This window comes from Streptomyces sp. NPDC028331, assembly GCF_055565775.1.
The window spans coordinates 67,758-93,232 of sequence record NZ_JBVHTR010000027.1 but is presented as its reverse complement, the minus strand read 5'-3'; the positions used below and the strand labels follow the sequence as shown (position 1 = coordinate 93,232).

The 25,475-nt window shown below is 70.2% G+C and carries 26 protein-coding genes; 17 read left to right on the top strand and 9 right to left on the bottom strand.

The window, feature by feature from the left end; all coding sequences use genetic code 11:
• Positions 1-15 precede the first annotated feature (15 nt).
• On the top strand, positions 16-1,356 hold the full coding sequence (locus tag ACZ4SW_RS31125; protein WP_468252137.1) for an MATE family efflux transporter: 1,341 nt from the start codon (positions 16-18) through the stop codon (positions 1,354-1,356).
• 107 nt (positions 1,357-1,463) lie between these two features.
• Positions 1,464-1,616: a hypothetical protein gene (locus ACZ4SW_RS31120; protein ID WP_468252135.1), complete on the top strand. Its 153-nt coding sequence runs from the start codon at positions 1,464-1,466 to the stop codon at positions 1,614-1,616.
• Between the two features lie 130 nt (positions 1,617-1,746).
• Here the strand turns inward: ACZ4SW_RS31120 and ACZ4SW_RS31115 are convergent, their stop codons facing one another.
• From ACZ4SW_RS31115 to ACZ4SW_RS31105, 3 genes are all read right to left on the bottom strand, one after another.
• Positions 1,747-3,384: a multicopper oxidase family protein gene (locus tag ACZ4SW_RS31115; protein WP_468252133.1), complete on the bottom strand. Its 1,638-nt coding sequence runs from the start codon at positions 3,382-3,384 to the stop codon at positions 1,747-1,749.
• Positions 3,377-3,850, bottom strand: coding sequence for a hypothetical protein (locus ACZ4SW_RS31110; RefSeq protein WP_468252131.1), 474 nt, complete (start codon positions 3,848-3,850; stop codon positions 3,377-3,379). The genes ACZ4SW_RS31115 and ACZ4SW_RS31110 overlap by 8 nt, the downstream gene beginning before the upstream one ends.
• Before the next feature lie 195 nt (positions 3,851-4,045).
• Entirely contained in the window at positions 4,046-4,486 is a 441-nt protein-coding gene (locus ACZ4SW_RS31105; RefSeq protein WP_468252130.1) for a YybH family protein, read from the bottom strand.
• Between the two features lie 117 nt (positions 4,487-4,603).
• Between ACZ4SW_RS31105 and ACZ4SW_RS31100 the strand changes: the two genes are divergently transcribed.
• The 3 genes from ACZ4SW_RS31100 (at position 4,604) to ACZ4SW_RS31090 (ending at position 6,852) form a co-directional block, all read left to right on the top strand.
• On the top strand, positions 4,604-5,527 hold the full coding sequence (locus ACZ4SW_RS31100) for a LysR family transcriptional regulator (protein WP_468252128.1): 924 nt from the start codon (positions 4,604-4,606) through the stop codon (positions 5,525-5,527).
• Between the two features lie 171 nt (positions 5,528-5,698).
• A complete protein-coding gene (locus ACZ4SW_RS31095) occupies positions 5,699-6,457 on the top strand; it encodes an SDR family NAD(P)-dependent oxidoreductase (protein WP_468252126.1) in 759 nt (252 codons plus the stop codon).
• Between the two features lie 26 nt (positions 6,458-6,483).
• A complete protein-coding gene (locus tag ACZ4SW_RS31090; protein ID WP_468252182.1) occupies positions 6,484-6,852 on the top strand; it encodes a MerR family transcriptional regulator in 369 nt (122 codons plus the stop codon).
• A gap of 91 nt (positions 6,853-6,943) precedes the next feature.
• Here the strand turns inward: ACZ4SW_RS31090 and ACZ4SW_RS31085 are convergent, their stop codons facing one another.
• Positions 6,944-8,287 (bottom strand): MFS transporter, encoded by a 1,344-nt coding sequence (locus ACZ4SW_RS31085; protein WP_468252124.1) that lies wholly within the window; start codon positions 8,285-8,287, stop codon positions 6,944-6,946.
• A 372-nt stretch (positions 8,288-8,659) separates the two neighbouring features.
• Here ACZ4SW_RS31085 and ACZ4SW_RS31080 point away from each other — a divergent pair, with 372 nt between their 5' ends.
• Positions 8,660-8,788 (top strand): hypothetical protein, encoded by a 129-nt coding sequence (locus ACZ4SW_RS31080; protein ID WP_468252187.1) that lies wholly within the window; start codon positions 8,660-8,662, stop codon positions 8,786-8,788.
• Here the strand turns inward: ACZ4SW_RS31080 and ACZ4SW_RS31075 are convergent.
• Entirely contained in the window at positions 8,754-9,281 is a 528-nt protein-coding gene (locus ACZ4SW_RS31075) for a GNAT family N-acetyltransferase (protein WP_468252122.1), read from the bottom strand. The genes ACZ4SW_RS31080 and ACZ4SW_RS31075 overlap by 35 nt on opposite strands.
• A 350-nt stretch (positions 9,282-9,631) precedes the next feature.
• Between ACZ4SW_RS31075 and ACZ4SW_RS31070 the strand changes: the two genes are divergently transcribed.
• Positions 9,632-10,096 (top strand): plastocyanin/azurin family copper-binding protein, encoded by a 465-nt coding sequence (locus ACZ4SW_RS31070; protein WP_468252120.1) that lies wholly within the window; start codon positions 9,632-9,634, stop codon positions 10,094-10,096.
• Between the two features lie 29 nt (positions 10,097-10,125).
• Positions 10,126-10,629: a DoxX family membrane protein gene (locus ACZ4SW_RS31065; protein ID WP_468252180.1), complete on the top strand. Its 504-nt coding sequence runs from the start codon at positions 10,126-10,128 to the stop codon at positions 10,627-10,629.
• Positions 10,630-10,656: 27 nt separating this feature from the next.
• Here the strand turns inward: ACZ4SW_RS31065 and ACZ4SW_RS31060 are convergent, their stop codons facing one another.
• Positions 10,657-11,847 carry a cytochrome P450 gene (locus ACZ4SW_RS31060; RefSeq protein WP_468252118.1) on the bottom strand — a complete coding sequence of 397 codons (1,191 nt, stop codon included), beginning with the start codon at positions 11,845-11,847 and terminating at the stop codon, positions 10,657-10,659.
• Positions 11,848-12,042: 195 nt separating this feature from the next.
• Here ACZ4SW_RS31060 and ACZ4SW_RS31055 point away from each other — a divergent pair, with 195 nt between their 5' ends.
• The 3 genes from ACZ4SW_RS31055 (at position 12,043) to ACZ4SW_RS31045 (ending at position 16,579) form a co-directional block, all read left to right on the top strand.
• Positions 12,043-13,215, top strand: coding sequence for a Rieske 2Fe-2S domain-containing protein (locus ACZ4SW_RS31055; RefSeq protein WP_468252116.1), 1,173 nt, complete (start codon positions 12,043-12,045; stop codon positions 13,213-13,215).
• 121 nt (positions 13,216-13,336) lie between these two features.
• A complete protein-coding gene (locus ACZ4SW_RS31050; RefSeq protein WP_468252179.1) occupies positions 13,337-14,536 on the top strand; it encodes a glycosyltransferase in 1,200 nt (399 codons plus the stop codon).
• Between the two features lie 807 nt (positions 14,537-15,343).
• The gene (locus tag ACZ4SW_RS31045; protein WP_468252114.1) at positions 15,344-16,579 is read left to right on the top strand and encodes an epoxide hydrolase family protein; all 1,236 of its coding nucleotides are present in this window, start codon (positions 15,344-15,346) and stop codon (positions 16,577-16,579) included.
• A 53-nt stretch (positions 16,580-16,632) separates the two neighbouring features.
• On the opposite strand, the gene ACZ4SW_RS31040 is transcribed toward ACZ4SW_RS31045, so the two are convergent.
• Positions 16,633-17,607 (bottom strand): LysR family transcriptional regulator, encoded by a 975-nt coding sequence (locus tag ACZ4SW_RS31040; RefSeq protein ID WP_468252112.1) that lies wholly within the window; start codon positions 17,605-17,607, stop codon positions 16,633-16,635.
• A 101-nt stretch (positions 17,608-17,708) separates the two neighbouring features.
• On the opposite strand from ACZ4SW_RS31040, the gene ACZ4SW_RS31035 reads away from it, so the two are divergent.
• From ACZ4SW_RS31035 to ACZ4SW_RS31020, 4 genes are all read left to right on the top strand, one after another.
• Entirely contained in the window at positions 17,709-18,632 is a 924-nt protein-coding gene (locus ACZ4SW_RS31035; protein WP_468252110.1) for a serine hydrolase, read from the top strand.
• An 83-nt stretch (positions 18,633-18,715) separates the two neighbouring features.
• The gene (locus ACZ4SW_RS31030; protein WP_468252107.1) at positions 18,716-19,756 is read left to right on the top strand and encodes an MBL fold metallo-hydrolase; all 1,041 of its coding nucleotides are present in this window, start codon (positions 18,716-18,718) and stop codon (positions 19,754-19,756) included.
• Between the two features lie 69 nt (positions 19,757-19,825).
• Positions 19,826-20,308 (top strand): hypothetical protein, encoded by a 483-nt coding sequence (locus ACZ4SW_RS31025; RefSeq protein ID WP_468252105.1) that lies wholly within the window; start codon positions 19,826-19,828, stop codon positions 20,306-20,308.
• Between the two features lie 363 nt (positions 20,309-20,671).
• On the top strand, positions 20,672-21,913 hold the full coding sequence (locus ACZ4SW_RS31020) for a PP2C family protein-serine/threonine phosphatase (protein ID WP_468252104.1): 1,242 nt from the start codon (positions 20,672-20,674) through the stop codon (positions 21,911-21,913).
• 118 nt (positions 21,914-22,031) lie between these two features.
• Here ACZ4SW_RS31020 and ACZ4SW_RS31015 read toward each other — a convergent pair whose 3' ends face one another.
• A complete protein-coding gene (locus tag ACZ4SW_RS31015; protein ID WP_468252102.1) occupies positions 22,032-22,424 on the bottom strand; it encodes a hypothetical protein in 393 nt (130 codons plus the stop codon).
• Positions 22,425-22,785: 361 nt separating this feature from the next.
• Here ACZ4SW_RS31015 and ACZ4SW_RS31010 point away from each other — a divergent pair, with 361 nt between their 5' ends.
• Both ACZ4SW_RS31010 and ACZ4SW_RS31005 read left to right on the top strand, forming a co-directional pair.
• Positions 22,786-23,745, top strand: a complete 960-nt coding sequence (locus ACZ4SW_RS31010) for an ATP-binding protein (protein WP_468252101.1) — start codon at positions 22,786-22,788, stop codon at positions 23,743-23,745.
• A 45-nt stretch (positions 23,746-23,790) separates the two neighbouring features.
• Positions 23,791-24,183 carry an SCO5389 family protein gene (locus tag ACZ4SW_RS31005; protein WP_468252100.1) on the top strand — a complete coding sequence of 131 codons (393 nt, stop codon included), beginning with the start codon at positions 23,791-23,793 and terminating at the stop codon, positions 24,181-24,183.
• A 254-nt stretch (positions 24,184-24,437) separates the two neighbouring features.
• On the opposite strand, the gene ACZ4SW_RS31000 is transcribed toward ACZ4SW_RS31005, so the two are convergent.
• On the bottom strand, positions 24,438-25,355 hold the full coding sequence (locus tag ACZ4SW_RS31000) for a PfkB family carbohydrate kinase (RefSeq protein WP_468252098.1): 918 nt from the start codon (positions 25,353-25,355) through the stop codon (positions 24,438-24,440).
• Positions 25,356-25,475 lie beyond the last annotated feature (120 nt).

Sequence of the window (25,475 nt, the reverse complement as noted above, 5' to 3'; positions counted from 1 at the left end):
TCAAGGAGGCCGGATGTGAACCCCCACCGCAGGCAGCTCATATCGCTCGCCCACCCCGTCTACTTCTCGCTCCTCGCCTCGGTCGTGTCCGGCATCGTCAACACCGTCTGGGTCTCCCGGCTCGGAGGCCCCGCCGTCGCAGCCGTGGCTGTCGCCACCAACACCGAGAACGTTCTGCTCGGTGTCGCGCTGATCTTCGCCTCCGGCACGACCGTGCTGGTCGCGCACGCCCGGGGCGCGCGCGACCCCGGTGCGGTACGGGCCGCCGTACGGGGCGGTTGGGCCCTGTACGGGCTGGTCACACCGGTCGTCGCGGTGGGCGGATTCCTGGTGCGCGGCCCCCTGGCCCGGCTGGTCCTCGGCAGCGCCGACCCGGCGCCCCTGCGGCTGGCCACCGCCTACTTCGCGATCTCCCTGCCCGGCACGGCCGTCTTCTTCGCCCAGCAGCTCCTCGACGGCATCCTCAAGGGCACCGGCGACACGCGCACACCCTTACGGCTCGCGCTCCTGGGCAACGGGCTGATCCTGCTGTGCGACCCCTTCCTCATCCACCTCTACGGCGTGCGGGGCGCCGCCGCGTCCACCGTCCTGTGCCGTTGTGCGGCCCTCGCGGTGGGCCTGCGCGCGCTGCGCCGCAACGCGCTGCTGCGCACGGCCGCCCGGGCGGACGCCGCCCACCCGCTGCGCACCGCCCTGCACAGCACCCTCACCACCGGGCTGCCCATGTCCGCCGACTTCACCGTGCGGCAGGGCGGGGCGCTCGTGCTGGTGGCGATCGTCGCCCGGCTCGGCGTGACCGCGGTGGCCGCCTACGCCATCGCCTACAAGGTGATGTACGTGGCCACCATGGCCTTCTACGCGGTACGGCAGGCCGCGGCGATCCACACCGCGCACACCCGGGGCGCGGGCGAGGACGCACAGCGGGACATCGGCCGGCAGGCGGTACGGGTCTCCGGGACGCTGGGGCTCGCGGCCACCGCCCTGTTCGCCGCCGCCGCACCCTGGATCATGGCCGCGTTCGGTGCCGGACCCGACGTCGCCCACCAGGGCGTGCTGTTCCTGCGCTGCGCCGGCCCCTACCTGCTGTTGATGGCCTGCTTCATCGCACTCGGCGGGGTCTTCGAGGGCAGCGGGGGAGCGCCCGCGCTGCTGCGGGTCACCCTGCTCGGCGCCGCCGTCCAACTGCCCCTGGCCTACGCCCTGTCCGGCCTCGGCCTGCCCGGCGTCTGCCTGGCGCTGGCGCTCGCCATGGCCGTGCAGTGCGCGGCCGTCGCGGTGCCGCTGCGACGGCGGGCCCGGCGTCAGCAGGAGACCGGGGTCTCCACGGCGCGGTGGTCAGGCCAGCCCACGCGATGAAGCGGAGTGGTCTCACTCGTGAACTGTGTGAGCTGCGGCATTGCCGACGGGAGCGGCGGGCCCCCACCATGAGGCGAGCGACGGGCGTCAAGGAAAGCAGCTCCCTCATGGGTGATCATGTGCATGTGCGACTCAGTCAGGGGCTGAGCGTGTCGGAAGAAGGCGAACTGGTCGAGCACTCGCGCTGCCGGTGCGGAGCCACGTTCACCAAGGTGTTCGACCCCGACGGCGGGGAGCCGGAGCACCCGAGCCCGTCCTGAGTGGTCCGGGCCGGCCTGACCGGGCGCGGCCGGGTGAGCCGATCCGCGTCCACCTGGAGCACACCAGGTCGCCGCTGCGCCAGGACAGGCGGGGACTGCTGCGGTCGGCCGGATTCGCGTCGGCGAGGGGTCAGACGATCTCGAGGTTGGCCATCATGCCCATGTCCTCGTGCTCGGCGTTGTGGCAGTGGAAGAGGTAGCGGCCGCGGTAGCCGTCGAAGCGGGTGATGATCTCCACCGACTCGCCCGGGCGGAGCGAGACGGTGTCCTTGAGGCCCGCGTCGTGGGGGAGCGGCTTCCTTCCGCTGCGCGACAGCACCCGGAACCCGACCAGGTGAAGGTGGACCGGGTGGTGGACGTCCGCGATCAGCCGCCACACCTCGACGTCGCCGAGCCGGGTGGTGACGTCGGAACGGGCGGGGTCGAACGGGAGCCCGCCGATCAGCCACCCGTGGCCGCCGTGCATGCGTCCGGCGCGGAAGGAGAAGTCGCGTATGCGCGCGGCGTCCGACCGGCGCCAGGTCGGCAGGTCGCGGGAGAGGGTGCCGGGGATGCGGCTGTGGTCGGTGGTCCTGCGCGCCACCTGGAAGGCCATGACGTCGCGGGCGCGGCCGGAGCCCAGCCGGTTGACGATCCTGACGCGGCCGCCGACCGGGACGCCCGCGAAGTCGACGATCACGTCGTGGCGTTCGGCCGGGGCGATCGGCAGGGAGCGATGGGTGACCGGCGCGGCGAGCAGGCCCTGGTCGGCGCCGACCTGGACGAGGTCGAGGCGGCGTCCGTCGTCGGTGACCGCTTCGAGGTCGTAGTGGCGGGCGTTGGAGGCGTTCAGGATGCGCAGTCGGTAGCGGGCGGCGTCGACCTCGTGCACGGGCCACGGGGCGCCGTTGACCAGGATCACGTCGCCGAGGACTCCGGCGAGGTAGGCCTGCTCGACACCCGGCCGTGTGCGCAGGTTCGGGTCGAGGGAGGGGTAGTGCAGGTTGCCGTGGTCGTCGAACGCGCGGTCGGCGATCATGAGCGGCAGTTCGCGCGGCCCGGACGGCAGGCCGAGAGAGTCCTCGGCGTCGTCGCGGACGATGTGCAGCCCGGCGAGGCCGCGCCAGATCGCGGGGGCGGTGAAGTCCATCCGGTGGTCGTGGTACCAGAGCAGCGTCGGCCGCTGGTCCATCGGGAACGTGTAGTCCCGCGTCAGCCTGGTCACCACGGCCTTCGGATCACGCATCCCGTTCATGCCCTGCATCCCCTGCGTGCCGTCCATGCCGCTCATGTCATGGGCGCCGTGCACCATGGGGGTGGAGGGGTCTTCCCAGTTCTTCGGCAGGACGAGGTCGGTCGGGTAGCCGTCGGAGGCGGCCGGGGTCCGTCCGCCGTGCAGATGCACGACAGTCGGCACGGGCAGTTCGTTGCGATGCGTCACGGTGACCGGGCGGCCGCGGCGCGCCTCGATCGTCGGGCCCGGGAACGTTCCACCGTAGGTCCACATCGGCGTCTTGACGCCGGGCAGGATCTCCACGGGCACCTCGCGCTGGGTGATCTCGTAGCGGTCGACGCCGCCCGAGGTTCTGACGGGCTTCAGGACGGAGGGCAGCGGCAACGGCACCCGGAACGCGGGCGGCAGCGGTACACCGCTGCGCAACTCGCCGCCGGTGGACGCCGGGCGGCGCGCCTGGCGCGCCGCGGTCGTCAGCCCGGTGACCGCCGTCAGCCCGAGCGCTCCGCCGATGCCGAGGACCTGGCGCCTGCCGAGTCCACGGGTCTCAGACATTGACGTTCTCCTTGCGCGGGACCGACGCCGTGCCCGGGGCCGGTCGCAGGGCGGACTGCCGCCACACGGCGATGAACAGCACGCCGAGCGCGACGATGGTCAGCACGCCCAGGGGGAGGTGCAGCCACAGCGCTCCGTCCATTCCGGCGAAGTACTGCACCGTCTCGGCCGCCACCAACGCGAGCGTGGCGGCGAACGGCCAGACCTGGCGCAACCGGACCCAGACCGCGATCGCCGCGATCAACTGAACGTAGCCGATGGAGGTGACGACGTTGGCGCCGGCCGCGTGCCAGCGCAGGGCGTCGTAGTCACCGCTCAGATAGACGCCGGCGAACACCGGTTGACCGAAGATCGCGACCGTGTGCGCGCTGACGACCGCCCGTAACAACCATCCAGAGGCCCGCTTTCGATGCGCGGCATCGGATCGGGCCGACACGGCCCGACGGAATCTGTCGACGGTGACCATGCGTCACCCTCCTCACTCGCCGTTTGAGACCTGTACGCCGTCAACCTCGACGAACCTGTGCCTGTCGGGGAGAACTCGGAAACCGCCGTCTCGGGGGACCTCTCGGGCCGTGCCGGACGAGGCCCGTGGCCCCGCGGGCTGTCCGTCCGGGTCACTTCTGGAGGACGGCCTGGATCTCGAGGCTGATGGACACCTTCAGGGCTCGAGGTCGACCACTCCGGTGCCGCTCGAGACGTCGAGCGGCACCGAGACCTGGTCGTGCACGATCAACCAAGCGCAGTCGATCTTCCGGAGGCAGTACGTGACCCTGACCCACATACCGCTGACGGCAGGCCCGTCCTTGAGCGTGCCCCCGAGACGAGCGAAGGCGTGCCCGAACGCCACGTCGTCGCCCACGGTGAGCGTCAGGTCGCGAACCTCGTAGGTGACGGTCTCGAAGGACGTGAACACCGGCGCCCAGTTCCCGAGTTTGGCCTCGACCCCCACGTGCTGGAGGGGCGGCTGGACGTCGAAGGACACGATGTCCGTTGCGTAGAGCCGCCGCAGGCCGTCGAGGTCCTTGCCCTGGATTCCTTCGACGAGCTTGTGGATGTGCCGGCGGATCCTGGCTTCGTCCGCCTCGCGTTGTGTAGTCATCGCTGCGTCGACCGCCCCTTCGCGGTGGAAATCCCGGCCTCTCATGAACTCGACGCTATGACTGGGGAGTTATCTTGTCTAAGACGAATATTGCTATGGCGTTATGTAGCCGGAGACATGATGGAGCTGAACTCGCTCAGGCAGTTCCTGGTGGTGGCACGGCTGGAGCACCTCAGCCGGGCCGCCGAGGAGTTGCACGTCGCCCAGCCGTCACTGAGCCGGACCATCGCCCGATTGGAGGGCGAGCTGGGCGTACCGCTGTTCGATCGGGGCGGCCGCCTCCGGCTGAACGACAGCGGCAAGCTCTTCCGCGATCACGTCGAACGTGCCCTGGGCGAGCTGGACGCGGGACGGCGCGCCGTCGCCGAAGCCACCAGCGAGGGTCTGGGCACCGTGAGACTGGCGTCGGAAACCTTCCTCACCCTCACCGGGCCGCTGGCGGCCTACAAGCGTGCGCATCCCGCCGTCGAGATCGAGCTCCACTGGTCGCCGCCCGAAGACATGGCCCGCCGCCTGCGCGCCCAAGAGGTCGATCTGTGCGTCGCCTCGCAGCCGCTCCAGGCCGAGGGACTGGAGTCGGTGCACCTGTTCGACGAGCCGGTGGGGGTGGGCACGCCACTCGACCATCCGCTGGCGGGCCGCACGTCCGTGACCATCGACGAACTCGCCGACCAGCCCTTCGTCACCGCCCGCGAGGGACACTGGCTACGCCGGCTGCTCGACCGGCTCTTCGCCGCACGAGGCCTCACCCCGAAGATCGTCTGCCAGAGCGACGAACCCAGCGCCATCGCCGACCTGATCAGCGCGGGACTGGGCATCGGCCTCGCTCCCGACCTGGCCCGCCGCAGCTTCACACGTGCCCCCGTCGCCTGGATCCCCGTCGACAGCCCCGACTGCCGTCGGACGGTCACCCTCTACCGGGGCGCCGACAACCACCTGTCCATCGCGGCCCGGCTGATGTGCACCACGATCACCAACTGGGACTGGATCAGAGGGGAACCCGTGCCGAATGCCGACGATCAGCCGGCCCGGTGGACGTGACACGCTCCAAGCCTCCGCGGCACCCCGACCGGTTACGCCCCGCACTCACCCAAAACGCAGGCCGCACACCTGGACCGAGCTGTCGGTGTGCGGAGAGCGACGCGCACGAGCCGGCTGTTCTTCGACGAGACATTGACCTTGCCACCGGCGGCAAGGTTGGACGATCACGGCATGAACGCCACCCCACCGCAGAGCAGCAGGATCGTCGTCGTCACCGGAGCGGGCACCGGCATCGGCCGGGCAACCGCCCGTGCCTTCGCCGACCAGGGTGCCCATGTGATCGCGATCGGACGGCGCACCGAACCGCTCCTGGAGACCGCAGCCGGGCACGACCGGATCACAGCGCTGGCCGCCGACATCACCGACGAGGGCGAGCCCGAGCGGATCGTCCAGGCCGTACTGGAGACACATGGCCGACTGGACGTGCTGGTCAACAACGCCGGCATCGTGCGCAGCGGCGCCCTCGGCACGCTGACGCCGCAGATGATCACGGCTCAGCTCGCCACCAACCTCGTCGCTCCGGTCCTGCTGGCGCAGGCGGCGCTACCGCTGCTGGAGTCGTCGGGCGGAGTGATCGTCAACGTCAGTACGTCGGTGGGGCAGCGGGCCTGGCCCGGCAGTTCGGTCTACGCGGCGACCAAGACGGCCCTCGAACTGCTGACCCGCAGTTGGGCGGTCGAGCTGGCGCCCCGCGGGATCCGGGTGGTGGCGGTCGCCCCCGGCGCGATCGACACCCCCATCGGTGAGCACCAGGGCCTGACGCCGGAGCGGATGGCCGCGGTGCGGGAATGGCAGTTGGCGCACACCCCGCTGGGCCGGATCGGCCGCCCCGAGGAAGTGGCCTGGGCGATCACCCAACTTGCCGCACCGGCCGCATCGTTCGTCACCGGAGTGATACTCCCGGTCGACGGCGGAGCGGTCGTGGCGTGATAGGAGTGGGCCGGGAGGTGGAACGGGTGCGGATCGGTGAGCTGGCCGAGGCAACCGGTACGACCGCTCGTGCGCTGCGGCACTACGAGCAGGCCGGGCTGATCTCCTCCGAACGGGCCTCCAACGGCTACCGCGTCTACGACGAGCGGGCGGTGGTACGGGTCCGTAACATCCGCTATCTGCTGGCCGCCGGGCTCACCCTGGACGACGTGCGCGTGTTCCTGCCGTGCCTGGACGGCGATGTCGCCGCCGCACCTCCCTCGAACATGGGCCTGCGGGTCGCGCGCGAACGGCTGGCGATCCTCAACGAACGGATCGCCGCCCAGACCGAAGCCCGGGACCGGCTGGAAGCCGCACTCCGGCAGAAGACCGGCGATCAGGTCCGCCCGGTGTAGCGGGACCGGAACAAGGCCGCGTGGGGGAGCGGCTGCACGAGGTCCTGCTCGCCGAGCTCACGCCGCCGCGCTCTCGGCTGCGTCAAAGGCCTCACCGCTGTCGCGGACGGCCGTCCCCGTGGGCCTCAGCACGGGCGGCCGTCGGCGGCGCGTCATGCGGGGCGGGGAGCTCCCGTCCCAGGCGTGCGAGCGGTGAGAGAGCCATCACCACCGGGGACAGCATCATGCCTGCGGCCGTCACCAGCAGTCCGGTGCGCAGTCCCCACTCCTCCGCGAAAAATCCGCCGGCCAGAGAACCGAGCGGGGTCAGCCCCATGCCGACGAACGTGATCGTCGCGGCGGCGCGGCCCTGCATCGCGTCCGGGGTGACGGCCTGGCGGACGGCCATGACCGTGACATTCACCAACTGGCCACCGAACCCGAACACCAAGCCGACCGCAAGGAGCACGGGAACCGTCACCGCGGAGGAGCCGTGCAGCGCGGGCACACACAGGAACACGCCGTCGCCGAGCGCCGCCGCACACACGAGCACCGCGCCGTAACCGAACCGGCTTGGCAGGCGGGCGGCCAGCAGGGAGCCCAGAAACGCACCCGGCCCCGGTGCCGCGAGCGCCAGCCCCACGACGGTGCCCGACAGGTGCAGTTCCCGTGGCAGGAAGGACAGATAGACGGTCATCATGCCCGCGAAGGAGAACTGGAAGGCGGCCGAGGCCAGGCACACGGTCCGAAGCGTGGTATCGCCGGCGACGAAACGCAGGCCCTCATGAATCCGCTGCCAGACCCGAGGGGGGTGTTCCGGGCGCTCCGGGATCGATTCGGCACGGCGGATCCGCCGGATCGACAGGAACGACAGCGCGAACAACAGCGCGCTGGAGGCGGCGGCAATCGGCGCCGACAGCAGGGACACCAACGCACCGCCGAGAGCGGGACCGCCGATCTGGGCCGCGGACCGGCTGCTCTCCAGCGCGCTGTTGCCTCGCACCAGTTGGTCTCGATCCACCAGCCGTACGAGGGACACCTGGTATGCCACGTCGAAGAACACGGACAGGGCCCCGACGGCGAAGGCGAGCGCGAGCAGGCCGGGCAGGCCGAGTCGGCCGAAGAGGCCGGCCAGGGCGACAGCGCCCAGCGCCAAGGCCCGACCGGCGTCCGTGAGCACCATCGTGGTGCGGGTTCGCAACCTGTCCACCCACGCGCCGACGAAGAGCGAGAGCAACAGGATCGGCGCCTGCCCCACCGCACGCAGGACGCCCAGCCGGCCGGCGTCGGCGTGGAGTGTCAGGACGGCGAAGAGCGGCAGAACCACCAGACTCGCGTGTTCACCGAGTTGGGACGCTGTCTGACCCGTCCAGAGTCTGCGGAAGTCGACGTCCCGCCACAGGTTTGACGGAACAGGCCGACCGGAATCGGATGCGGCGGAGGAAGCGGGCGGCATGGGAATCCCTTGTGTCGCCGACAACGAGGCCCGCCACCGGGCACCTGAAAGATGCACCGGCGGTTCAGGCGGGGAAAGGCTCGCCGTGCCGCGACATCAAGGGCAGCACGCGATGACAGGCCGCTCACGGCCCACAACGTCAACGCGCGCTCGGAAAACCGACCATGTCTCAGCTCCTCGGGGGACGACTCGCTGCGCCTGAACCCTAGCCGCCGTCGGCCCGACGCGAAAGGAAGCCTCGCTCGTCTCTTTCGCAAACGGCTCTGGTCCCTGCGGGTCCGTCGGGCCAGGCGAGGTCGGCCTGCCTGGCCCGGGCGGCGGCAGCACCCACCCCGGCCTGTTCAGCTGCAACTCGGCGGGTGTCTGCCCGGAGTGCCAGGTGATCTGGGCAAGCTGCCGGCCCTGTTCGACCGCCTCGTCGACGCCGGCAACACCGTGGTGGTGATCGAACACGACCTGGACGTGCTCAAGTGCGCGGCCATTCCTCTTCGAGGAGGCTGAAGATCAAGGAGTCTCGCCAGCCGTCGCGGATCAGCTGCGTGTGACGCAGGTGTCCCTCATACGTCATGCCGAGCTTGGCCAGCACCCGGGCGGAACCGAGATTCCGCGGGTCACACGTTCCATAGATCCGATGCAGCCCCAACCGGCCGAACCCACAGGCGAGAAGCTGCCGCCCGATCTCCGTCCCGATGCCCCGACCCCAGAAGCGCGGATGCACGATGTAGGAGATCTCGGCCTGGCGCTGGCTGCCACTGCGAACACGCAGTTCCCCCATGCCCACCACATCCCGGCCCAGGCGGGCCACATAGGAAAACCGGCGCTGAGGGTTGTCCGACCAGGCCTTGACCGCGCCTTCCACGAAGTCCCGCGTCTCGGCCTCCGTGTTCGGCCCCCACGTCTGATAGCGACAAGCCTCCGCCAGACACGCCCACGAGTGAACGGCCGGCCAATCCTCCGAAGTGATCTTGTCTAGGGTCACCGAACACTGATTCATGAGGTGATCGTGCCCACTCGACGTGCAGATCCCGCGCCGGCGGACCTGGAGGCTGCCCGGGGTCATCGGCTGGCCTGACCGGCGGCCGGGGAAAGAAGTCGTCGGCAGCCTTTGCCGCCGGCGTAGAACAGGTGCTGGCGGGAGTGGATGCACGTCCACATCAGGGCGGCGACGGGCCCGGGAGCGGAGACCAACTCGGTCTCACCCTGTGCGACGGGCTTTCGGGCCGGTCCCGGTCAGCGGGTGCGGGCGGAGCGGTTGACCCAGTACGATGGGAAATGTCTGGATGCGCGACCCGCATCTGGCGGGTCGCATGAGGATCCGCGCACTTGAGAAATTGGGTCGATATCATGGCTTATCGTTCGCACGAGAACGCACCAGGCAAGTCACGCAGACGCCCCATCACCGGATTGCTGGTGGCCGCTGCAGCGGTGGGGGTCGTTTCCACGCTCGGAGCCGGATACGGGAGTGACACCGCCGGGCAGACCGGCGGTCGGCAGACGCACTCGACAGTGGCCGCGGCGGCGTCCGCCTTCTCCGCCAGCACCCTGAAGGCCCCGTCCGCTGCGCAGAAGGTGAGCATAGCCAACCTGGCCTTCTCGCCGTCGACGCTCACCGTCAGCCGGGGCACCACGGTCACATGGACCAACTACGACTCGGCTCCGCACTCGGTGAAGAGCAACGGTCGCGGTCCACTGCACTCGGGCAGGTTGAACCAGGGAGACTCCTACAGCGTCCGGTTCGATGCGCCGGGAACGTACAGTTACCACTGCTGCTTCCATCCCTTCATGGTCGCCGAGGTCATAGTGACGTGAGGCAACGACTGCGATCCCTGGCCGGCACGATGGGTTCCGAGGCCGGCGAGGGCGGCGCGTGGACGGACACCGTCACCCGCTACGCGCTGCTTCCCCTGCGCGTCTTCCTGGGCGTCACTTTGATCTACGCGGGTCTGAACAAGCTCACTGACAGCCGCTTCATGCGTGCATCGGGCCCCGGCTCCGTCGGTGACCTGATGCACAGCGTGCGCAACACGTCAGCGATCCCGGCCCTGGTCGACCTGGCGCTGAAGATGCCCGTCGGCTTCGGCTACGCCATCGCCTTCGGCGAACTCGCCGTCGGCATCGGCACCCTCCTCGGTCTGCTGGCCCGCCTCGCCGCACTCGGCGGCGTGCTGATCTCGCTGAGCCTGTGGCTGACCGTGAGCTGGGCCGTCAGCCCCTATTACTACGGCAACGACCTCGCCTACTTGATGGCCTGGATCCCCCTGGTCCTCGCCGGGGCCCCGGTGCTGTCCCTGGACGCCGTGCGCGCCCGACACCGCCAACGCACCGCCGCCGACGACCAGTAGACGAGCCGGGCTCGGTGGCCGGGCGGTTCACCAGGCGACAGGCATGCGGGAAGGGCCCCGCAGCACCATGCCTTTCTTCCATTCCACAGCGTCAGCGTCCGGCTCCATCCTCAGCGTGAGGAATCGGCTCAGCAGGGTGTCCAGCGCGATCTCCATCTCCGCCCTTGCCAAGTGGGCGCCGAGACACGTGTGCGGGCCGTGGCCGAAGCCGAGGTGGGGGTTGGGTGTGCGGGTGAGGTCCAGCGTGTGCGGATCGGGGAAGACTCTGGGGTCGCGGTTGGCGGCGTGCAGGGAGAACAGGACCGGGTCACCGGCCTTCACGGTGCAGTCGCCCAGGACGACGTCCTCGGTCGCGTAGCGGGGGAAGAGCGCGCCCGCGTTTCCGCTGGGGATGTACCTGAGGAGTTCGTCGACAGCGCACGGCACGCGCTCAGGACGTTCCCTCAGAAGCGTGAGTTGGTCGGGATGGGTGAGCAGAACGTAGAACGAGTCGGGGATCTGGTTGGCAAGCGTCTCGTAGCCGGCGACCAGCAGGACCACGGCAAGGTGGAGGAGTTCGCCCTCCGTGAGGCGATCGTGGTGATCACGAGCCTGAATCATGGCGCTCAGGAGATCGTCGGCGGGTCTTTCGCGCCGCTCGGCGATCAGTGCGGCCATGTAGTCGACGAGGCGTGCGATGCGCTCCCAGGTCTCCTTCTCGGACAGGCATGAGGCGGTAACGAAAGCCTCGGCCCAGGTCCTGAAGTTGTGGCGGTCCTCGTAGGGCACGCCGAGGAGTTCACAGATGACGGCGATGGAGAAGGGCAGTGAGAAGTCCTCGACGAGATCAGCGGGCGGGCCGCACTCGGTCATGTGACCGACGATGTCATCGGCGATCTTCTGGATGCCCGGTCGGAGCTGCTGCACCCGGCGAGGAGTGAAGGCGCGAGCGACCAGCCTTCGCAACCGGGTCAGTTCGGGCGGGTCCATTCCCATGAGACTGCGCTCGTCGCTCAACTGCCGTGGCCGGATGCGCGGCTCGTCGCGACCTCGGCCGGCGGCCAGGCTGAACCGCGGATCGGCCAGGACTGTCCGTACGTCCTGGTAACCGACCGCGAGCCAGGACTGCTCCCCGTAGGGCATTTGGACCCTGCACACGGGCTCGGTTTCCTGGAGCTTTGTGTACTGCCGATCCAGGTCGAGCCGATGCGGCTCGCTGAAGGGGTAGGCCCGTGCCACGGAAGGGCAGGCGGCGGCCGGCGGTGCTGAGCCGGGAGTCGTTCGGTGATTCGCAGAAGAGGCCACGGTGCAACTCCAGGGTTTCGAGGTTCGGAGCGGCGTCGCGCGTATGGGCGGCACACGAACGGCGACCCTGCAGCCCGGCGCCCGAACGTCGGCGTTGCGGCCATCGCACCATCCCATTATAGGCATTGAATGCAATATCGGACATTCGGCCCACCCGTTCAACGGGCCGACGCCCCAGAGGGGTTGTCGGATTACCCAGCGCGAAGACGGGGCGCCTTGCAGCAACCCTTCATGTCTGATTACGTACACTTTGTGACCGCTATCGGACCTTTTGCACCTGTTGGTGCCGGACGCTCATCGAGGGCCACGGCCCACGATCAGGGAGATCGCGGGGCTGCTCCGCCCTTCCCGATCGGTTGGTTCTGTCTGGCTCTCTCTCATGAACTGCCTCGGGGTGGCGTGGTGACACGCCGCCTCATGGACCAGGACCGTGTCCTCTACCGGACCCCTGACGGGGTCGCGCGAGCAGTGGAAGCCCACTGTCCGCATCTGGGCGCCCACCTCGGTCACGGCGGCAAGGTCGTCGGCCGACTGCTCGTGTGCCCCTTCCATCGGCTCGGCTTCGCCCCTGATGGGGAATGTGTCTCGTCCCCCAGCGGCTCGCCGCCGCGTGCCCGGCTCGGTCACCTGCCGCTACGGGAGGTCAACGGGCTCCTGCTGGTCTGGCACGGGCCCGCCGGCGTGGAGCCCTCGTGGGAGCCGCCTGTCTTGCCGGACTGGGCGAGACCGACGGCGCTGTGGAAGCGTGAGGTGGTCGCGCACGTCCAGGACATTTTCGAAAATTCCTTCGATTGCCGTCATGCCTCCGAACTGCACGGGTTGAGCATGCGGCCGGTGGCACCCCCCGAGGCGGATGGCCCGCTGATGCGTCTCCGCGTGCGCATCCATCCCGCAAAGGGACGTCTTCTGCCCAGGCTGGACGGCATCCTGGCCCACCAGACGATCACCCTGGCCGGACTGGGCCTGCATACCACCGAGGTCGTCGTGGACCGCCTGGGTCTGACCACATACCTGTGGACGCTGCCCACCCCCATCGGCCCCACCCGGACCGTCCTGCGTTTCGCGACCACGGCCGCCGTCACCGATACCTCCAGGCTGCCCGGTGGGACAAGTCCCCTGCTGCGGACTGCTGCGTCCCGGGCCGCGGCATGGATCCTGCTGGGCTCCGCCGTCAAGTACGCATGCGAAGACATCAGGATCTGGGCTCACAAGCGGTACCGGCCCCACCCGAGCCTCGCCTCCGACGAGCAGGCGATCGGGCAGTTCCGGCACTGGGCCCGACAGTTCTATCCCACGTCTTAGGGCTGTGAACAAGACGGGCGCCCGCGAGCAGGGCGGCCGACGGATGCCGCCGTACGCGGCGCGCCACCGCTTCACGAGGGCCGACCAGGGCCGGAACCCACTGAAATCAGGGACTCACAACATGCGTGCGCTTTTGATGACCTATGGGTCGCGTGGAGACGTCGCACCGGTGGCGGGACTCGCAGTGGCGCTACGGGCGCTGGGCGCAGAGGCACGGGTTTGCGCGCCGCCGGACGAGGAGTTCGCGGAGCTGCTGAACGGCGCCGGTGTGCCGCTGGTGCCCTTCGGGCCGTCGGTGCGCTCGCTGGCGAGCGGGGCGAAGGCAGCGGATCCGTTCCGGGTCGCGGGCGAGTTGGTCGCCGCGCACTTCGACACGATCGCCGCGGTGGCCGAGGGATGTGACGCGCTGGTGGCGACCGGCTTGATGCCGGTCGGCGTGCGGTCGGTGACCGAGAAACTGGGCATCCGCTACGTCTTCGCGTGTTTCCAGCCGATCGTACTGCCGTCGCCGCATTACCCGCCGCCGCGGCCCGGCCCGCCGCTTCCACCGGACGCGACCGACAACCGGGTGCTGTGGGATCGGGACGCCCAGAAAGCCAACGCGCTGTATGGCGAGGTGCTCAACAGGCACCGGGCGTCTATCGGCCTGCCGCCGGTCGACGACGTCCGAGACCATGTCTTCACCGACCGGCCCTGGTTGGCGTGCGACCCGGTGCTGGGACCGTGTCAGGAGCTGAGGGGCCTCGACGTGGTGCAGACCGGCGCGTGGATTCTGGCAGACGAACGCCCGCTGCCGGACGAGTTGGTGGCGTTCCTCGGAGCCGGCGAACCGCCGGTGTACGTGGGCTTCGGCAGCATGGCCCTACCCGGCTTGCCGGACGTCGCCCGGGTCGCCATCGACGCGGTGCGTGCGCAGGGCCGCCGGGTGCTCGTCGGGCGCGGCTGGGCCGACCTGCCCCCGATCGACGACTGGGACGACTGCTTCGTCGTCGGCGAGGTCAACCACCAGGCGCTGTTCCGGCGGGTGGCCGCCGTGGTCCATCACGGCGGCGGGGGCACGACCACGACGGCCGCCGTGGCGGGCGTGCCTCAGGTGGTGGTGCCGCAGATCGGGGACCAGCCGTACTGGGCCGGCCGGGTGGCCGAGCTGGGCATCGGCGCGGCACACGACGGTCGGACTCCGACCTTCGAGTCCCTTTCGGCCGCACTCAAGCGGGCCCTGACCCCCGAGACGCGCACACGAGCGGCCGCCGTGGCCGGCACGATCCGCACCGACGGGGCGACGGTGGCGGCGAAGCTGCTGCTCGATGCGGCCGGGTGAGCCAGGAGCAGGCCCGTCATCGCTGCCGTACCGCCGTCAGCGAGCCGACACAGCCTTCCCGAACCCTGGTGCCGGGCACCGGCACGGTACCCGGAGGCGGAAGTCATGCCCGGGCAGGCCGCCGGCAGGTGTTGCCCACTTTCGGGTGAGGACGTGGGGGCTGTCGGGGCGGCGTGGCGTCGCATGCGGGGCTCCTGGCCGGGTTCTGCACCGGTACTCGGCCTGAGGCCCGCGTCAAACCCGCGGCGTTCCGCCCTCCCGTCGGGCCCTACGCGCGGGCGGGCCGCTCACCGGTGACTGCCCGGCGGGCCAGCGTGACGAAAACCCTCCAGGCTGCGCCGGACCGGCCCGGCACCCCTGCTGCTGGGAGGCTTCCTGTGGCCGGTGGTGTCCGCCACCAGCTCGGCCGTCCAGTTCCTGGCCCGGTACCTGTGACCGCCGTGCACACGAGCACGACCAGCGCCCTGAACGGCTGAGCTCCCTCGCTGAGCAGGCGTATGACCGACGGCGCCCACTTGTTCTGCATCCGAATCGACAGCGTCCGGGAGGGACACAGCACGCGGGGGAGAGAGACCCACCAGCCGGTGCCGACGCTCGCAGGCCAGGCCAGCACGGTCCACACCGACCCCGGACCACCCATGAGAGGTGATCGCCGCAGGTGGACCGTCGGACGGCCGCGTGCTGCACAGGCGACCACCTGTGCGACGCCGCCCGGCGCGGACCCGGAAACGTTCTATCGTCAGATCCGATGAATCTCCGCGCCGTTGCCAAGGTCACCGCTTCCCCTGTCCAGTAAGGAATCACGCCATGACCACCCCGCACGCCTTCCCCCTGGAGCCCACCCCGATCCATGCGTCCGACGAGGTCCTCGACGACCTGCGCGCCCGTCTCGCACTGACCCGTCCGCCGCTGGACGAGGGGAACGGGGACTGGTCCTACGGCGTCCCGGACAGCTATCTCCGTGAGCTGGTCGCCTACTGGCGGGACGGCTACGACTGGCGCAAGGCCGAGGCCGCCATCAACGTCCACGAGCACTACCAGGTGAGCGTCGCCGGTGTCCCGGTGCACTTCATGCGCAAGCCCGGCCGCGGCCCCAGCCCGATCCCGTTGATCCTCACCCACGGCTGGCCGTGGACGTTCTGGCACTGGTCGAAGGTGATCGATCCGCTCGCCGACCCGGCCGCGTTCGGCGGTGACCCCGCCGACGCGTTCGACGTCATCGTGCCGTCCCTCCCCGGCTTCGGGTTCCCCGGCCCGCTCACCGGTTTTCCGGACGTCAACTTCTGGAAGGTCTCCGACCTTTGGCACACCCTGATGACCGAGACCCTGGGATACGAGAAGTACGCCGCCGGGGGCTGCGACATCGGCGGGATCGTCTCCAGCCAGCTCGGCCACAAGTACGCCGACGAGCTGTACGGCATCCACATCGGCTCCGCGCTGCCGCTCGACTTCTTCACCGGCCCCCGCGCCTGGGACTTCGCCCGGAACCGGCCCCTCACCGACGACCAGCCCGCCGACGTCCGCGCCCGCATCATCGAGCTGGACCACCGCTGGGCGTCCCACCTCGCCGTGCACATGCTCGACGGAGCCACCCTGGCCCACGGGCTGAGCGACTCACCCGCCGGACTGCTCGCCTGGCTGCTGGAACGCTGGAACGCCTGGAGCGACAACGGCGGCGACGTCGAGTCCGTCTTCACCAAGGACGACCTGCTCACCCACGCCACGATCTACTGGGTGAACAACTCCATCGCCACGTCGATGCGTTACTACGCCAACGCCAACCGCCACCCCTGGACCCCCGCCCACGACCGCACCCCCGTAGTCCAGGCCCCGGTCGGCGTCACCTTCGTCACGTACGAGAACCCGCCCGGCATCCACACCGCCGACGAGCGCGTCCGGGCGTTCAAGACCGGCCCGCAGGCCGACTGGTTCAACCACGTCAACGTCAACGCCCACGACCACGGCGGCCACTTCATCCCCTGGGAGAACCCCGACGCCTGGGTGAGCGACCTGCGCCGCACCTTCCACGGCCGCAGGCCCTGAACGACCCAGTCGGCTCGTTCGGCGACGGGCCGGCGAACAGGAAAGACGATCTATCAGGCGCCGTAGACCACCGACCAGGGAGGAGCGGAATCGTTCGGTGAACGAGGGGGGCCCTCACGCCGCCGCGAGGTCGCAATGCGGTCGCGGGCCAGGACGCCGCGCGCAAGTTCCGCGAAGCGGCGGGCGGCCGGGTGGGCTGCACGGCCGGCGGGCCAGGCGCCGCTGATGCGCAGGGTGAGGGGGCGGTCGGCCAGTGGCCGCCAGGCCACACGTGGTTCCTTGCGGGCCATCGATCCCTGGTCGAAGGCGATGCCGTGACCGGCCGTCACGAGGGCAAGCAGGAACTCGGGGTTGGACGCGTGGCGTAGGCGGCCGGGAACGAAGCCTTCCGCGCGGCAGACGTCGAGGATCCGGTCGTACCAGCCGGGCGCGTGTGACCGCGGGAAGAGCACCAGGTCGTGGCCGGACAGCTCGCCCAGCGCCACTTCCGGCAGCCGGGCCAGCGGCGAGGTACGCGGCAGGACGACACCCAGATCCAGTGAGACGTCGGGGCCGAGCTCCAATTCGGTGGCGTCGACCGGATGGTGCACGAGTCCCACATCCAGCCCACCGGAGGAGAGCAGCCGTACTTGCTCCTCGGTCGGGACCTCCTGAAGATCGACGGACAACCCCGGAGCTTGCTCCGCGCAGGCGCAGAGCAACGCGGACAGCACGGCGGCCGTCGTGTCGGGCGGTACGCCCGCGCGCAGCCTGCCCAGGTCACCGTCGGCGGCGCGGCGGGCGAGGATGCGCAGCCTCTCTTCCCGGGCGAGGAGTTCGTGGGCCTCCTCCAGCAGCGCCGCTCCGGCGGTGCTCAACCTGACCCCGCGCTGCGAGCGGTTGAACAGCTCCGTACCAAGGTCCGTTTCCAGCCTGCGAATCGCCTGGCTCAGCGGCGGTTGCGCCATGCCCAGCCGTTCGGCTGCCCGGCTGAAGTGCAGCTCCTCGGCTACGGTGACGAAAAGACGTAGGTGGCGCAAGAGATCCACGTCAAGGATCGTACGTGACGCCGCCGTGAGGGGGATGGATCAGTGGGCCGGGACCGGACCGATCCGGTGGTCGGGGCGCGTCGGTGGCAAGGGGAACAGCGGTGATCGAGGAACGGATCCGACGGGTCTTCGCCGGTGCGGGCGCCGAAGGGCAACTGCATGCGGTCCCCGTTCACATGAGCACGGAGGTTGCCGGGGAGGCCGGTGCGGAGCCGGGCGCCCGCGAAGTCGCCGTGGGCGCCGATACCCCCGTCGTGATCGCCTCGATCTTCAAGGTGCTGCTGGTGCTGGAGTTCGCCCGGCAGGTCGTCGCCGGCCAGCTCGACCCGCGCATGCGGGTGCGGGTGACCGCGGCCGACCGGCTCGGCGGCTGGGGAACCGCCGGCTGCCTGGACGACGTGGAGCTGTCGCTGCGCGACCTGGCCCACTTCACGATGTCCGTCAGCGACAACTCGGCGGCCGACCTGTTGCTTGCCCACGTCGGCCTGGACACCGTACGACTGCTCGCCAAGGAACTCGGCCTCACCCGGACCCGGATCCTGGGCGGACCGCGAGAGCTGCTGGAATCGATGTTCGCGGAGGTCGGGGCGCGCGACGAGCGGGAATTCGCCGTCCGCTACCCGGCCCTGCCGGACGAGCGGAAGAGGCGGCTGGCCGTACTGGACCCCCGGCGCACGACGGCGAGCACACCCCGCGAGGTCACACGACTGCTCGAGCTCATCTGGAGCGATGCCGCCGGTCCGCCGGAAGCCTGCGCGCTCGTACGTGACTGGATGGGCCGTCAGGTCTTCCGCCACCGGCTGGTGACGGGCCTCCCGGACGACGTCGAGGTCGCGGCCAAGACCGGAACACTGCCGGGGCTTCACATGGAGGCGGGCGTCGCACGCTACCCCGACGGCGAGTGCTACGCGATCGCCGTCTTCGCCCATACCCGCGACCTGACCGCCTCCCGCGCCACCGTGGACGCCGCGATAGGCAAGGCCGCCGGAATCGCGGTCGGCTTCCTCCGCGGGGGCGGCCGGTGACCAGGGCACATATGCGTTCGCGTATCACCAGCGTCGGTTTCCGGTCTTGGACACGGGAGTTCACGCCCTGATCTCCTGACGCCATGCCCCAGGAGACACATGACACGCGCAGCGCCGTCGAGCCCTCGGACCGCGGACTCGACCGACGCACGCTCCTGCGCGGTGCCGCGCTCGGCGCCGCCTCCCCGCTGATCCCGGCCACGGCCGCCACCGCCACGGCGGCCACCGCCTCGGCCGCCACCGCGTCGGCCGGGAACCGCGGCCAAGCCGCGGGTTCGGCATCCTTCCGGTGGCTCGGCACCGCCGGCTGGCGCATCGACGTCGGCGACCGGACCGTTCTTTTCGATCCGTACCTCACCCGCTTCACCACGGGTCTGTACGACGGCGCCTTCGATCCTCGGACACCTCTGCAGACCCGTCCGGAGGTCGTGGACGCGTACATCGGCCGCCCCGAACTCGTCCTGGTCAGTCACTCCCACTGGGACCACCTCGCCGACGTACCGCATATCGCCAAGACCACCGGCGCCCGCGTGGTCGGCACCGAGACCACCTGCCACCTGCTGGTCGCCCTGGGGGTGGACGCGGCGCAGATCTCCGTGGTGAAAGGCGGCGAGGTGCTGGACTTCGACGGGATCACCGTCGAGGTCGTACCGAGCCTGCACAGCCGCAACAAGAAGTACGCCTACTTCGCCCCCGGCACGCTGAACGCCCCACCCTCGACGGCCCCGAGCACCATCTCGGACCTGCCGGAGGGCGACACGCTCGCCTTCCAGTTGACGGCCGGGGACAGCGGCCCGTCGGCGTTCCTCATGGGGGCCAGCGACTTCTGCGAGCGGGCGGTCAGGGGCCTGCGTCCCGACCTGGCAATGATCGCCGTGCCCTCCAGCACAGCAACCCACCGCTATGTTCAGCGACTGCTGCGTGCGCTGGACCACCCTCGCGTGGCGGTCCCCGTCCACTGGGACGACTTCGAAAGGCCACTGAGCGGTTCCCCCGTACGAGACCCGTCGATGGATCTGGACACGTTCCTCGCCCAGGTCGGAAAGGCGTCCCCGGCAACACGAGTCGTCGTCCCGGACTATCGCACGGTGTACGACGGCGACATGCGCGCCGCAGGCGAATAGGAGCGTTGTGGGGCGTCCACGCGAGCAGTCTCCATGACGCCCCTCAGCCGGCCTGCGAGTCGAACATGGGTGGAGCTGCCCGAACTGTCCCTGGACCCGGATTTCCGCGCCGGTGTGCGGCGCTTGGCCGAAGACCATGCGGCCGGCCTGCCCGACAGCGCCCCCACGCCACCGCGTCCGGACATCATCGCCGTCGCCCGCGATCTCGTGGCACCAGCCGTGGCGTGCGGCATCAGCCCGGATTCGCCCCAGGCCGATCCTGTCGTCGCGGCCCTCACCGCTCAGTGCGCGCTCGTCCACGGCCGCGGCGATGATGCCGAGGCGCACCGGTGGCTGCTGCACCGTCTGGAAGCCGCGAGCGATCCGCGCAGGGACCAGTACTTCCAACTGCTCGCGCTGATCAACGACTGGCCGGCACCGGAACGTCTCGCCCCGGTGATCGACTGGTCCGTCACAGCTCTGCGGATTCGGGCAGCCGATGACGCAAACCGCACAGTCACACGTACCGCTCCGAGCTGGTGCAGCGGCATCTGGCCCGTGCGCGGGTCGTGAAGGCGTTCGACAACATCGACTTCCGGCGGCCGTACACCAGAGCCTCCCCCGAGCTCTCGGCTCCGCTCGAGCAAGGGCCCCCATCGCCGACGGCGGCCCGTACACCGCCGTCCTGCCGTGTACCTAGGACCAGCCCGCAGTGTGGAGCGGGGCGAAGGTGTCACCGCGGCGGTGAATCCGTCGCGGCCGTGAATCCGTCGTTCACTGTCCGTCATGACACACCCGCACAGCGAGACGCGCTCCGATCAGGGCGCGCGGGGTGAGCGTGGTGCGGCCGCCACCTGATGCCCATGAGCGAGCTCGGCGGGCGCGGGAGCTGGGCACTTCGTACATTGGAGAAGGAGCGACTCGCAGGGAACGCGTGTGACATCGGAGATCGACTACATGGCGGTGTTCGCCGCCCTTCCGAGCCCGTGCCTGGTGCTCGGCGCGGACCTGGTGATCGCCGACGCCAACCCGGCCTTCTGCGAGGTGACCGGACGCAGCTCGGCCGAACTGCTCGGGCAGTACCTCTTCGACGCCTTCCCCGACAACCCCGCCGATCCGGAAGCCGACGGAGTGGCGACGCTGAAAGCCTCACTGCACCGGGTTCTGGCCTCCGGGCAGACCGATCACATGGCGCTGCAGAAATACGACATCCCGATCGCCGGCAGCCCGGAGGTGTTCAAGGAGCGCTGGTGGTCCGCGATCAACGTGCCCGTCCTGGGGGTGGACGGAAATGTCGCCTGGATCATCCACCGGTCCGAGGACATGACCGACGTCGTCCGCGCCCGCCGCACCACGCACCTGCCGTCGGTCAGACCCGGCCGGGAAGCAGCCATGGAAGCCGAGCTGTACGCCCGGGCGCGGCAGCTACAGCGGCTGAACGAGGAACTGCGGCAGGCCCACGCCCGTGAACGGCGCATCGCCGTCGCCCTGCAAGAGGCCATGCTCCACGTCCCGGACCTGGTCAGGCACCCGAACGTTGCCGTGCGCTACCTGCCCGCGGTCGGAGCCCTGAACGTGTGCGGCGACTGGTACGACACGGTCGACCTGTCCCAGGACCGCTTCACCGTCGCGGTCGGCGACGTCGTCGGCCACGGGCTGGCGGCAGCCACCGTCATGGGCATGCTCCGCAGCGCGCTGAGCGCTGCGACGCGCACCGTCCACGGCCCTGCCCAGGCCTTGGAGGTCCTCGGGCTGTATGCCCGCTCGGTCGAGGGAGCACTGGCCGCCACCGCCGTCCAGGTGCTGGTCGACTGTCACAGCCGTCTGCTCATCTACAGCAGCGCCGGCCACCCCCCGCCCGTCCTGCTGCACCCGGACGGCTCTTGTGAGCTGCTCGACCAGGCCACCGACCCACCGCTGGGCGCCCGCACCGAACACGTCCCCCGCCCCCAGGCCAGCATGACCTTCGCCACCGGCGACACCCTCATCCTCTACACCGACGGCCTGATCGAACGCCGCGGTGAGGACATCGACGTCGGGCTCAACCGTCTGACCTCCACGCTCGCCACCTGCACCGAGTTCGGCGCGGAACACCTTGCCGACGCCCTCCTCGCACGCCTTCACCTCACCAGCGGCGCAGGCGACGACATCGCCATGGTCGTCGTCCGCCTGAAATGACCCGACCGACCTGGCCGGGGCGCCCCCTTGAATCCTCGCCGCGGGCGAGGCCGCGACGGCGCTCACGGGAGGAGGCCGCCCGGCGCGCGGTGGGCTTCGGTTCGGGGGTGGTCGGTGGTCAGGCCGGGGTGTCGGGTACGGCTCGGGCCAGTGGGCCGAGGTCTCCGTAGAGGGCTGCGTGAAGTGCGGCGGCGAGTTCGCGGGCCCTGTCCTCGCCTTCCACGTCGTACAGGACGAAGTAGACCGGTCCGGCGGAGGAATCGGGCCGGATCTCGTGCGAACGGATCAGCCGGATGACCGCGGTGCGCACGGCGTCATAGGCCGTGGTGTCGATGCGGTGCTGCGGGGCCGTGAGCGTGTCGGCCTTGACCGTCCAGCGCTCGCCCTGCCGCTCGACGGCAATCCAGACAACTCCCTGCTCCCTGGCTGCCCTGGTCGCCGCGTTGCACACGTCCAGGCTCGTGACCTCGGGGATCAGGTCGGCGGGGCAGGGCGTCGGCAACGGCTCCATGAAGAGCATCGTGCCTCGCCCGCCTGGATGATGCATGCCCGCCGCCACGCAAGGGACCACGAACGGGTCACCCGGCACTCCGAAACGCTGAGCACCTGAGCCGCCGACACCCTCATGACCAGGCGTCTCGCGCGGAAAGGGACCACCCCCTGCCGGCCGAGGAAACCGGCACGCGCCAACGGCCGAGCAAGGCTGAGGTCGTCGCACGCCAGAGCGGGGTCGGCCGGGACCGGCGGGCGCCGGGTGAGATGACGATCACTCTCCAGGAAGCCGCCGAGTTGGGACGCGAGTGATTTGACACCGCCCCGCCGCAGCACCAGCATGTGCTCATGATATCCATTTTCAACAAGGGTGGTCGGCCATGCGCGTTGCCTTCGTAGGCAAGGGCGGCAGCGGCAAGACGACCTTGTCGGCCCTCTTCTCCCGTCACCTGGCGCGTTCGGGGGCGCCGGTCGTCGCGATCGACGGCGACATCAACCAGCATCTGGCGTACGCCCTCGGTCTCGACGAGGACGAGGCCTTCGCCGCGCCGCCGCTCAGCGCGCGGGCCGGCGAGATCAAGGACTACTTGCGGGGCACGAATCCGCGGATCCCTTCCATCGAAGCCATGGTGAAGACGACCCCGCCCGGCCGCGGGTCCCGCCTGCTGCGCCTGCTGGGTGACGACGAGATCCACAACCACCACGTCCGGGAGGTCGGCGGCGTCCCGCTCATGGTCACCGGCGCCTTCGACGAGAGCGACCTCGGAGTGGCCTGCTACCACTCCAAGCTCGGTGCGGTCGAGCTGTACCTCAACCACCTCGTGGACGGCCCCGGCGAGTACGTCGTCGTCGACATGACCGCCGGCGCCGACGCCTTCGCCTCCGGCCTGTTCACCCGCTTCGACATGACCTTCCTGGTCGTCGAACCGACCCGCAAGAGCGTCTCCGTGTACCGCCAGTACCGCGACCATGCGGCCGAGTTCGACATCCCGGTCGCCGTCGTCGGCAACAAGGTCACCGGCGAGGACGACCTGCTCTTCCTCAAGGAGCACGTCGGCGAGGACCTGCTCGCGCACTTTGCGCAGTCCTCCTACGTCCGTGCCCAGGAACAGGGCCGCGGTCACGGCGAGTTGGAGCCGCACAACACTCGCACCCTGGACCTGCTGCGCGCGGCCGTGGACGCCCGCCCCAAGGACTGGGCGGCCTTCCAGAAGCACGCGGTGGAGTTCCACCTGCGCAACGCCGCCGCCTGGGCCAACGTGGCCACCGGCCAGGACCTCGCCGCCCAGGTCGACCCGGACTTCCAGTACGGTCCCGCGGCCCTGAGCGCCCTTGCCTGACCCCCACCGCCTCAAGAACAGAACCAGAGAACAGGACAGCCCTTCATGTCACTCGACGTCTCTCCGCAGCTGCTCGCCGAAGCCGAGAACGGCCAGGTGCGGGAGCAGGACTTCGTGGAAACGGTCCGTACGTCCCTGCCGTACGCCTACGACCTCATCGCCCGCCTGACGGACGAACTGCGCTCCACTGCTGCGGAGTTCGCCGACAACCAGACCCCGCCGCCGTCCGAGAAGGAGCGCGGCCAGCTCCTGCGCGCCCTGTCCAGTGACGCCATCCGCGGCAGCCTGGAACGGCACTTCGGCATCGCCCTCGCCTTCCAGAACTGCCACCGTGTCGCGGCCTTCCGCCCCGAGGCGCGCGGCGGCGAGACCCACACCCGCTTCACCTCCCTGCGCGCGCAGATCCTCAACCAGTCGCCGGAGTTCCGCGACTGCTGAACCACTGCCGGTCGCGACCGCGGCTGCCGAAACCGGCGTTCGGCGATCAGGTCGGCCCCTTCGTCCCCTTGGCGGCCGTCGCCCACCCAGGACACCCGGTCCTCGTGAGCGACGGCCGCCGGCGCTTCTCCGGGCATGGAGGAGGTCTCCGCCAGGCTCGGGTGGGCGCGGGAGCCACGCGAGGTGACGCCCGGCAGGAGGCCGGTCATGGAGGTCGCGGCATCGACCAGTGGCTCATCGGCCGGTACGGCAGGTCAAGGCTGGGAGTCCGCGGCGTTCGCGCCGGTCCGGTCGAGCGGCGCCCGGACCGCCGGGGTGTGCCGTCCGTGGCCGAAGGCGGCCTCGACGAAGCACTGGTCGTGAGCCGACTGCGCGCCCTCACGCAGGGCGTGCTCCAGCGAGCGGCGGGACGGCGGGGTGCTTCGGGACCAGCCGTCCCGGAGCAGGGACACCGCGAAACCGGCGAGGAAGGCGTCGCCGCAGCCCATGGTGTCGGTCATGGACCGCGCGTCCGCCGCATGCGCCGGTACTGTCACCGGCATCCGGCCGTCGTACACGGTGGCCCCTGCCAGGCCGCGGGTGGCCAGGACCATGCGCGCCCCCCGTGCCAGCACGGCCTGCGCCAACCGCTGGGCGGCGGCCTCGTCCAGGTCCGAACAGGACAGCAGGGCCAGGTCGAGATGGGGGCAGACGCGGTCGAGGTAGGCGGGGGTGCGGAACTCGTCGTCGTCGGAGAGGTCGAAGCTGACCAGCGCTCCGGCTGCGGCGAGCTTGGGTAGCTCGCTCTCGGTGTGCGAGTAGACGCTGGAGTGCACCAGCGAGAACGACGCCGCGTACGCCAGCAGGGCGTCGTCCAGGACGAGCGGTTCGCGTACGGTGACGCCGCCGCCGTTGTAGCTGAGGAACACCCGGTCGCCGCCCTGGACATGGAGGGTGGAGACGCCGGACTCCCCGTGGCGCACCACGCTGCGCTCCACCGCGACACCCTGGGCCGCGACCGCCGCACGGAGGAAGGCGCCGAGGTCGTCGTCGCCGAACACGCCCAGGTAGGCGGCGTCGAGGCCGAGGCGGCGGGCGTAGACGGCGACGTTGACGCAGTTGCCCCCCGGGTAGTCGATGCCGCGGTCCACGAAACGGTCCACGACGTTGTCGCCGAAACCGAGGATGTTCATCAAGTCTCCAGGGAGGGCGGGGGGGGGGGGGGGGGGGGGGGGGCCGTTTGGGGGGGGGGGGGGGGCCTTGGAAAGTACATGCCGGGGGGTGGGGGGGGGGGGGGGGGGGGGGGGGTGGGT

Bases quoted from the DNA above. Each gene is read 5' to 3' on its own strand.
- ACZ4SW_RS31105 (WP_468252130.1), bottom strand. From the start codon at position 4,486: ATGACTACACAACGCGAGGCGGACGAAGCCAGGATCCGCCGGCACATC.
- ACZ4SW_RS31115 (WP_468252133.1), bottom strand. From the start codon at position 3,384: ATGTCTGAGACCCGTGGACTCGGCAGGCGCCAGGTCCTCGGCATCGGC.
- ACZ4SW_RS31065 (WP_468252180.1), top strand. From the start codon at position 10,126: ATGGGTTCCGAGGCCGGCGAGGGCGGCGCGTGGACGGACACCGTCACC.
- ACZ4SW_RS31075 (WP_468252122.1), bottom strand. From the start codon at position 9,281: ATGAATCAGTGTTCGGTGACCCTAGACAAGATCACTTCGGAGGATTGG.
- ACZ4SW_RS31095 (WP_468252126.1), top strand. From the start codon at position 5,699: ATGAACGCCACCCCACCGCAGAGCAGCAGGATCGTCGTCGTCACCGGA.
- ACZ4SW_RS31055 (WP_468252116.1), top strand. From the start codon at position 12,043: ATGCAATATCGGACATTCGGCCCACCCGTTCAACGGGCCGACGCCCCA.
- ACZ4SW_RS31120 (WP_468252135.1), top strand. From the start codon at position 1,464: ATGGGTGATCATGTGCATGTGCGACTCAGTCAGGGGCTGAGCGTGTCG.
- ACZ4SW_RS31100 (WP_468252128.1), top strand. From the start codon at position 4,604: ATGATGGAGCTGAACTCGCTCAGGCAGTTCCTGGTGGTGGCACGGCTG.
- ACZ4SW_RS31000 (WP_468252098.1), bottom strand. From the start codon at position 25,355: ATGAACATCCTCGGTTTCGGCGACAACGTCGTGGACCGTTTCGTGGAC.
- ACZ4SW_RS31005 (WP_468252100.1), top strand. From the start codon at position 23,791: ATGTCACTCGACGTCTCTCCGCAGCTGCTCGCCGAAGCCGAGAACGGC.
- ACZ4SW_RS31070 (WP_468252120.1), top strand. From the start codon at position 9,632: ATGGCTTATCGTTCGCACGAGAACGCACCAGGCAAGTCACGCAGACGC.
- ACZ4SW_RS31030 (WP_468252107.1), top strand. From the start codon at position 18,716: ATGCCCCAGGAGACACATGACACGCGCAGCGCCGTCGAGCCCTCGGAC.
- ACZ4SW_RS31010 (WP_468252101.1), top strand. From the start codon at position 22,786: ATGCGCGTTGCCTTCGTAGGCAAGGGCGGCAGCGGCAAGACGACCTTG.
- ACZ4SW_RS31085 (WP_468252124.1), bottom strand. From the start codon at position 8,287: ATGCCGCCCGCTTCCTCCGCCGCATCCGATTCCGGTCGGCCTGTTCCG.
- ACZ4SW_RS31015 (WP_468252102.1), bottom strand. From the start codon at position 22,424: ATGGAGCCGTTGCCGACGCCCTGCCCCGCCGACCTGATCCCCGAGGTC.
- ACZ4SW_RS31050 (WP_468252179.1), top strand. From the start codon at position 13,337: ATGCGTGCGCTTTTGATGACCTATGGGTCGCGTGGAGACGTCGCACCG.
- ACZ4SW_RS31045 (WP_468252114.1), top strand. From the start codon at position 15,344: ATGACCACCCCGCACGCCTTCCCCCTGGAGCCCACCCCGATCCATGCG.
- ACZ4SW_RS31110 (WP_468252131.1), bottom strand. From the start codon at position 3,850: ATGGTCACCGTCGACAGATTCCGTCGGGCCGTGTCGGCCCGATCCGAT.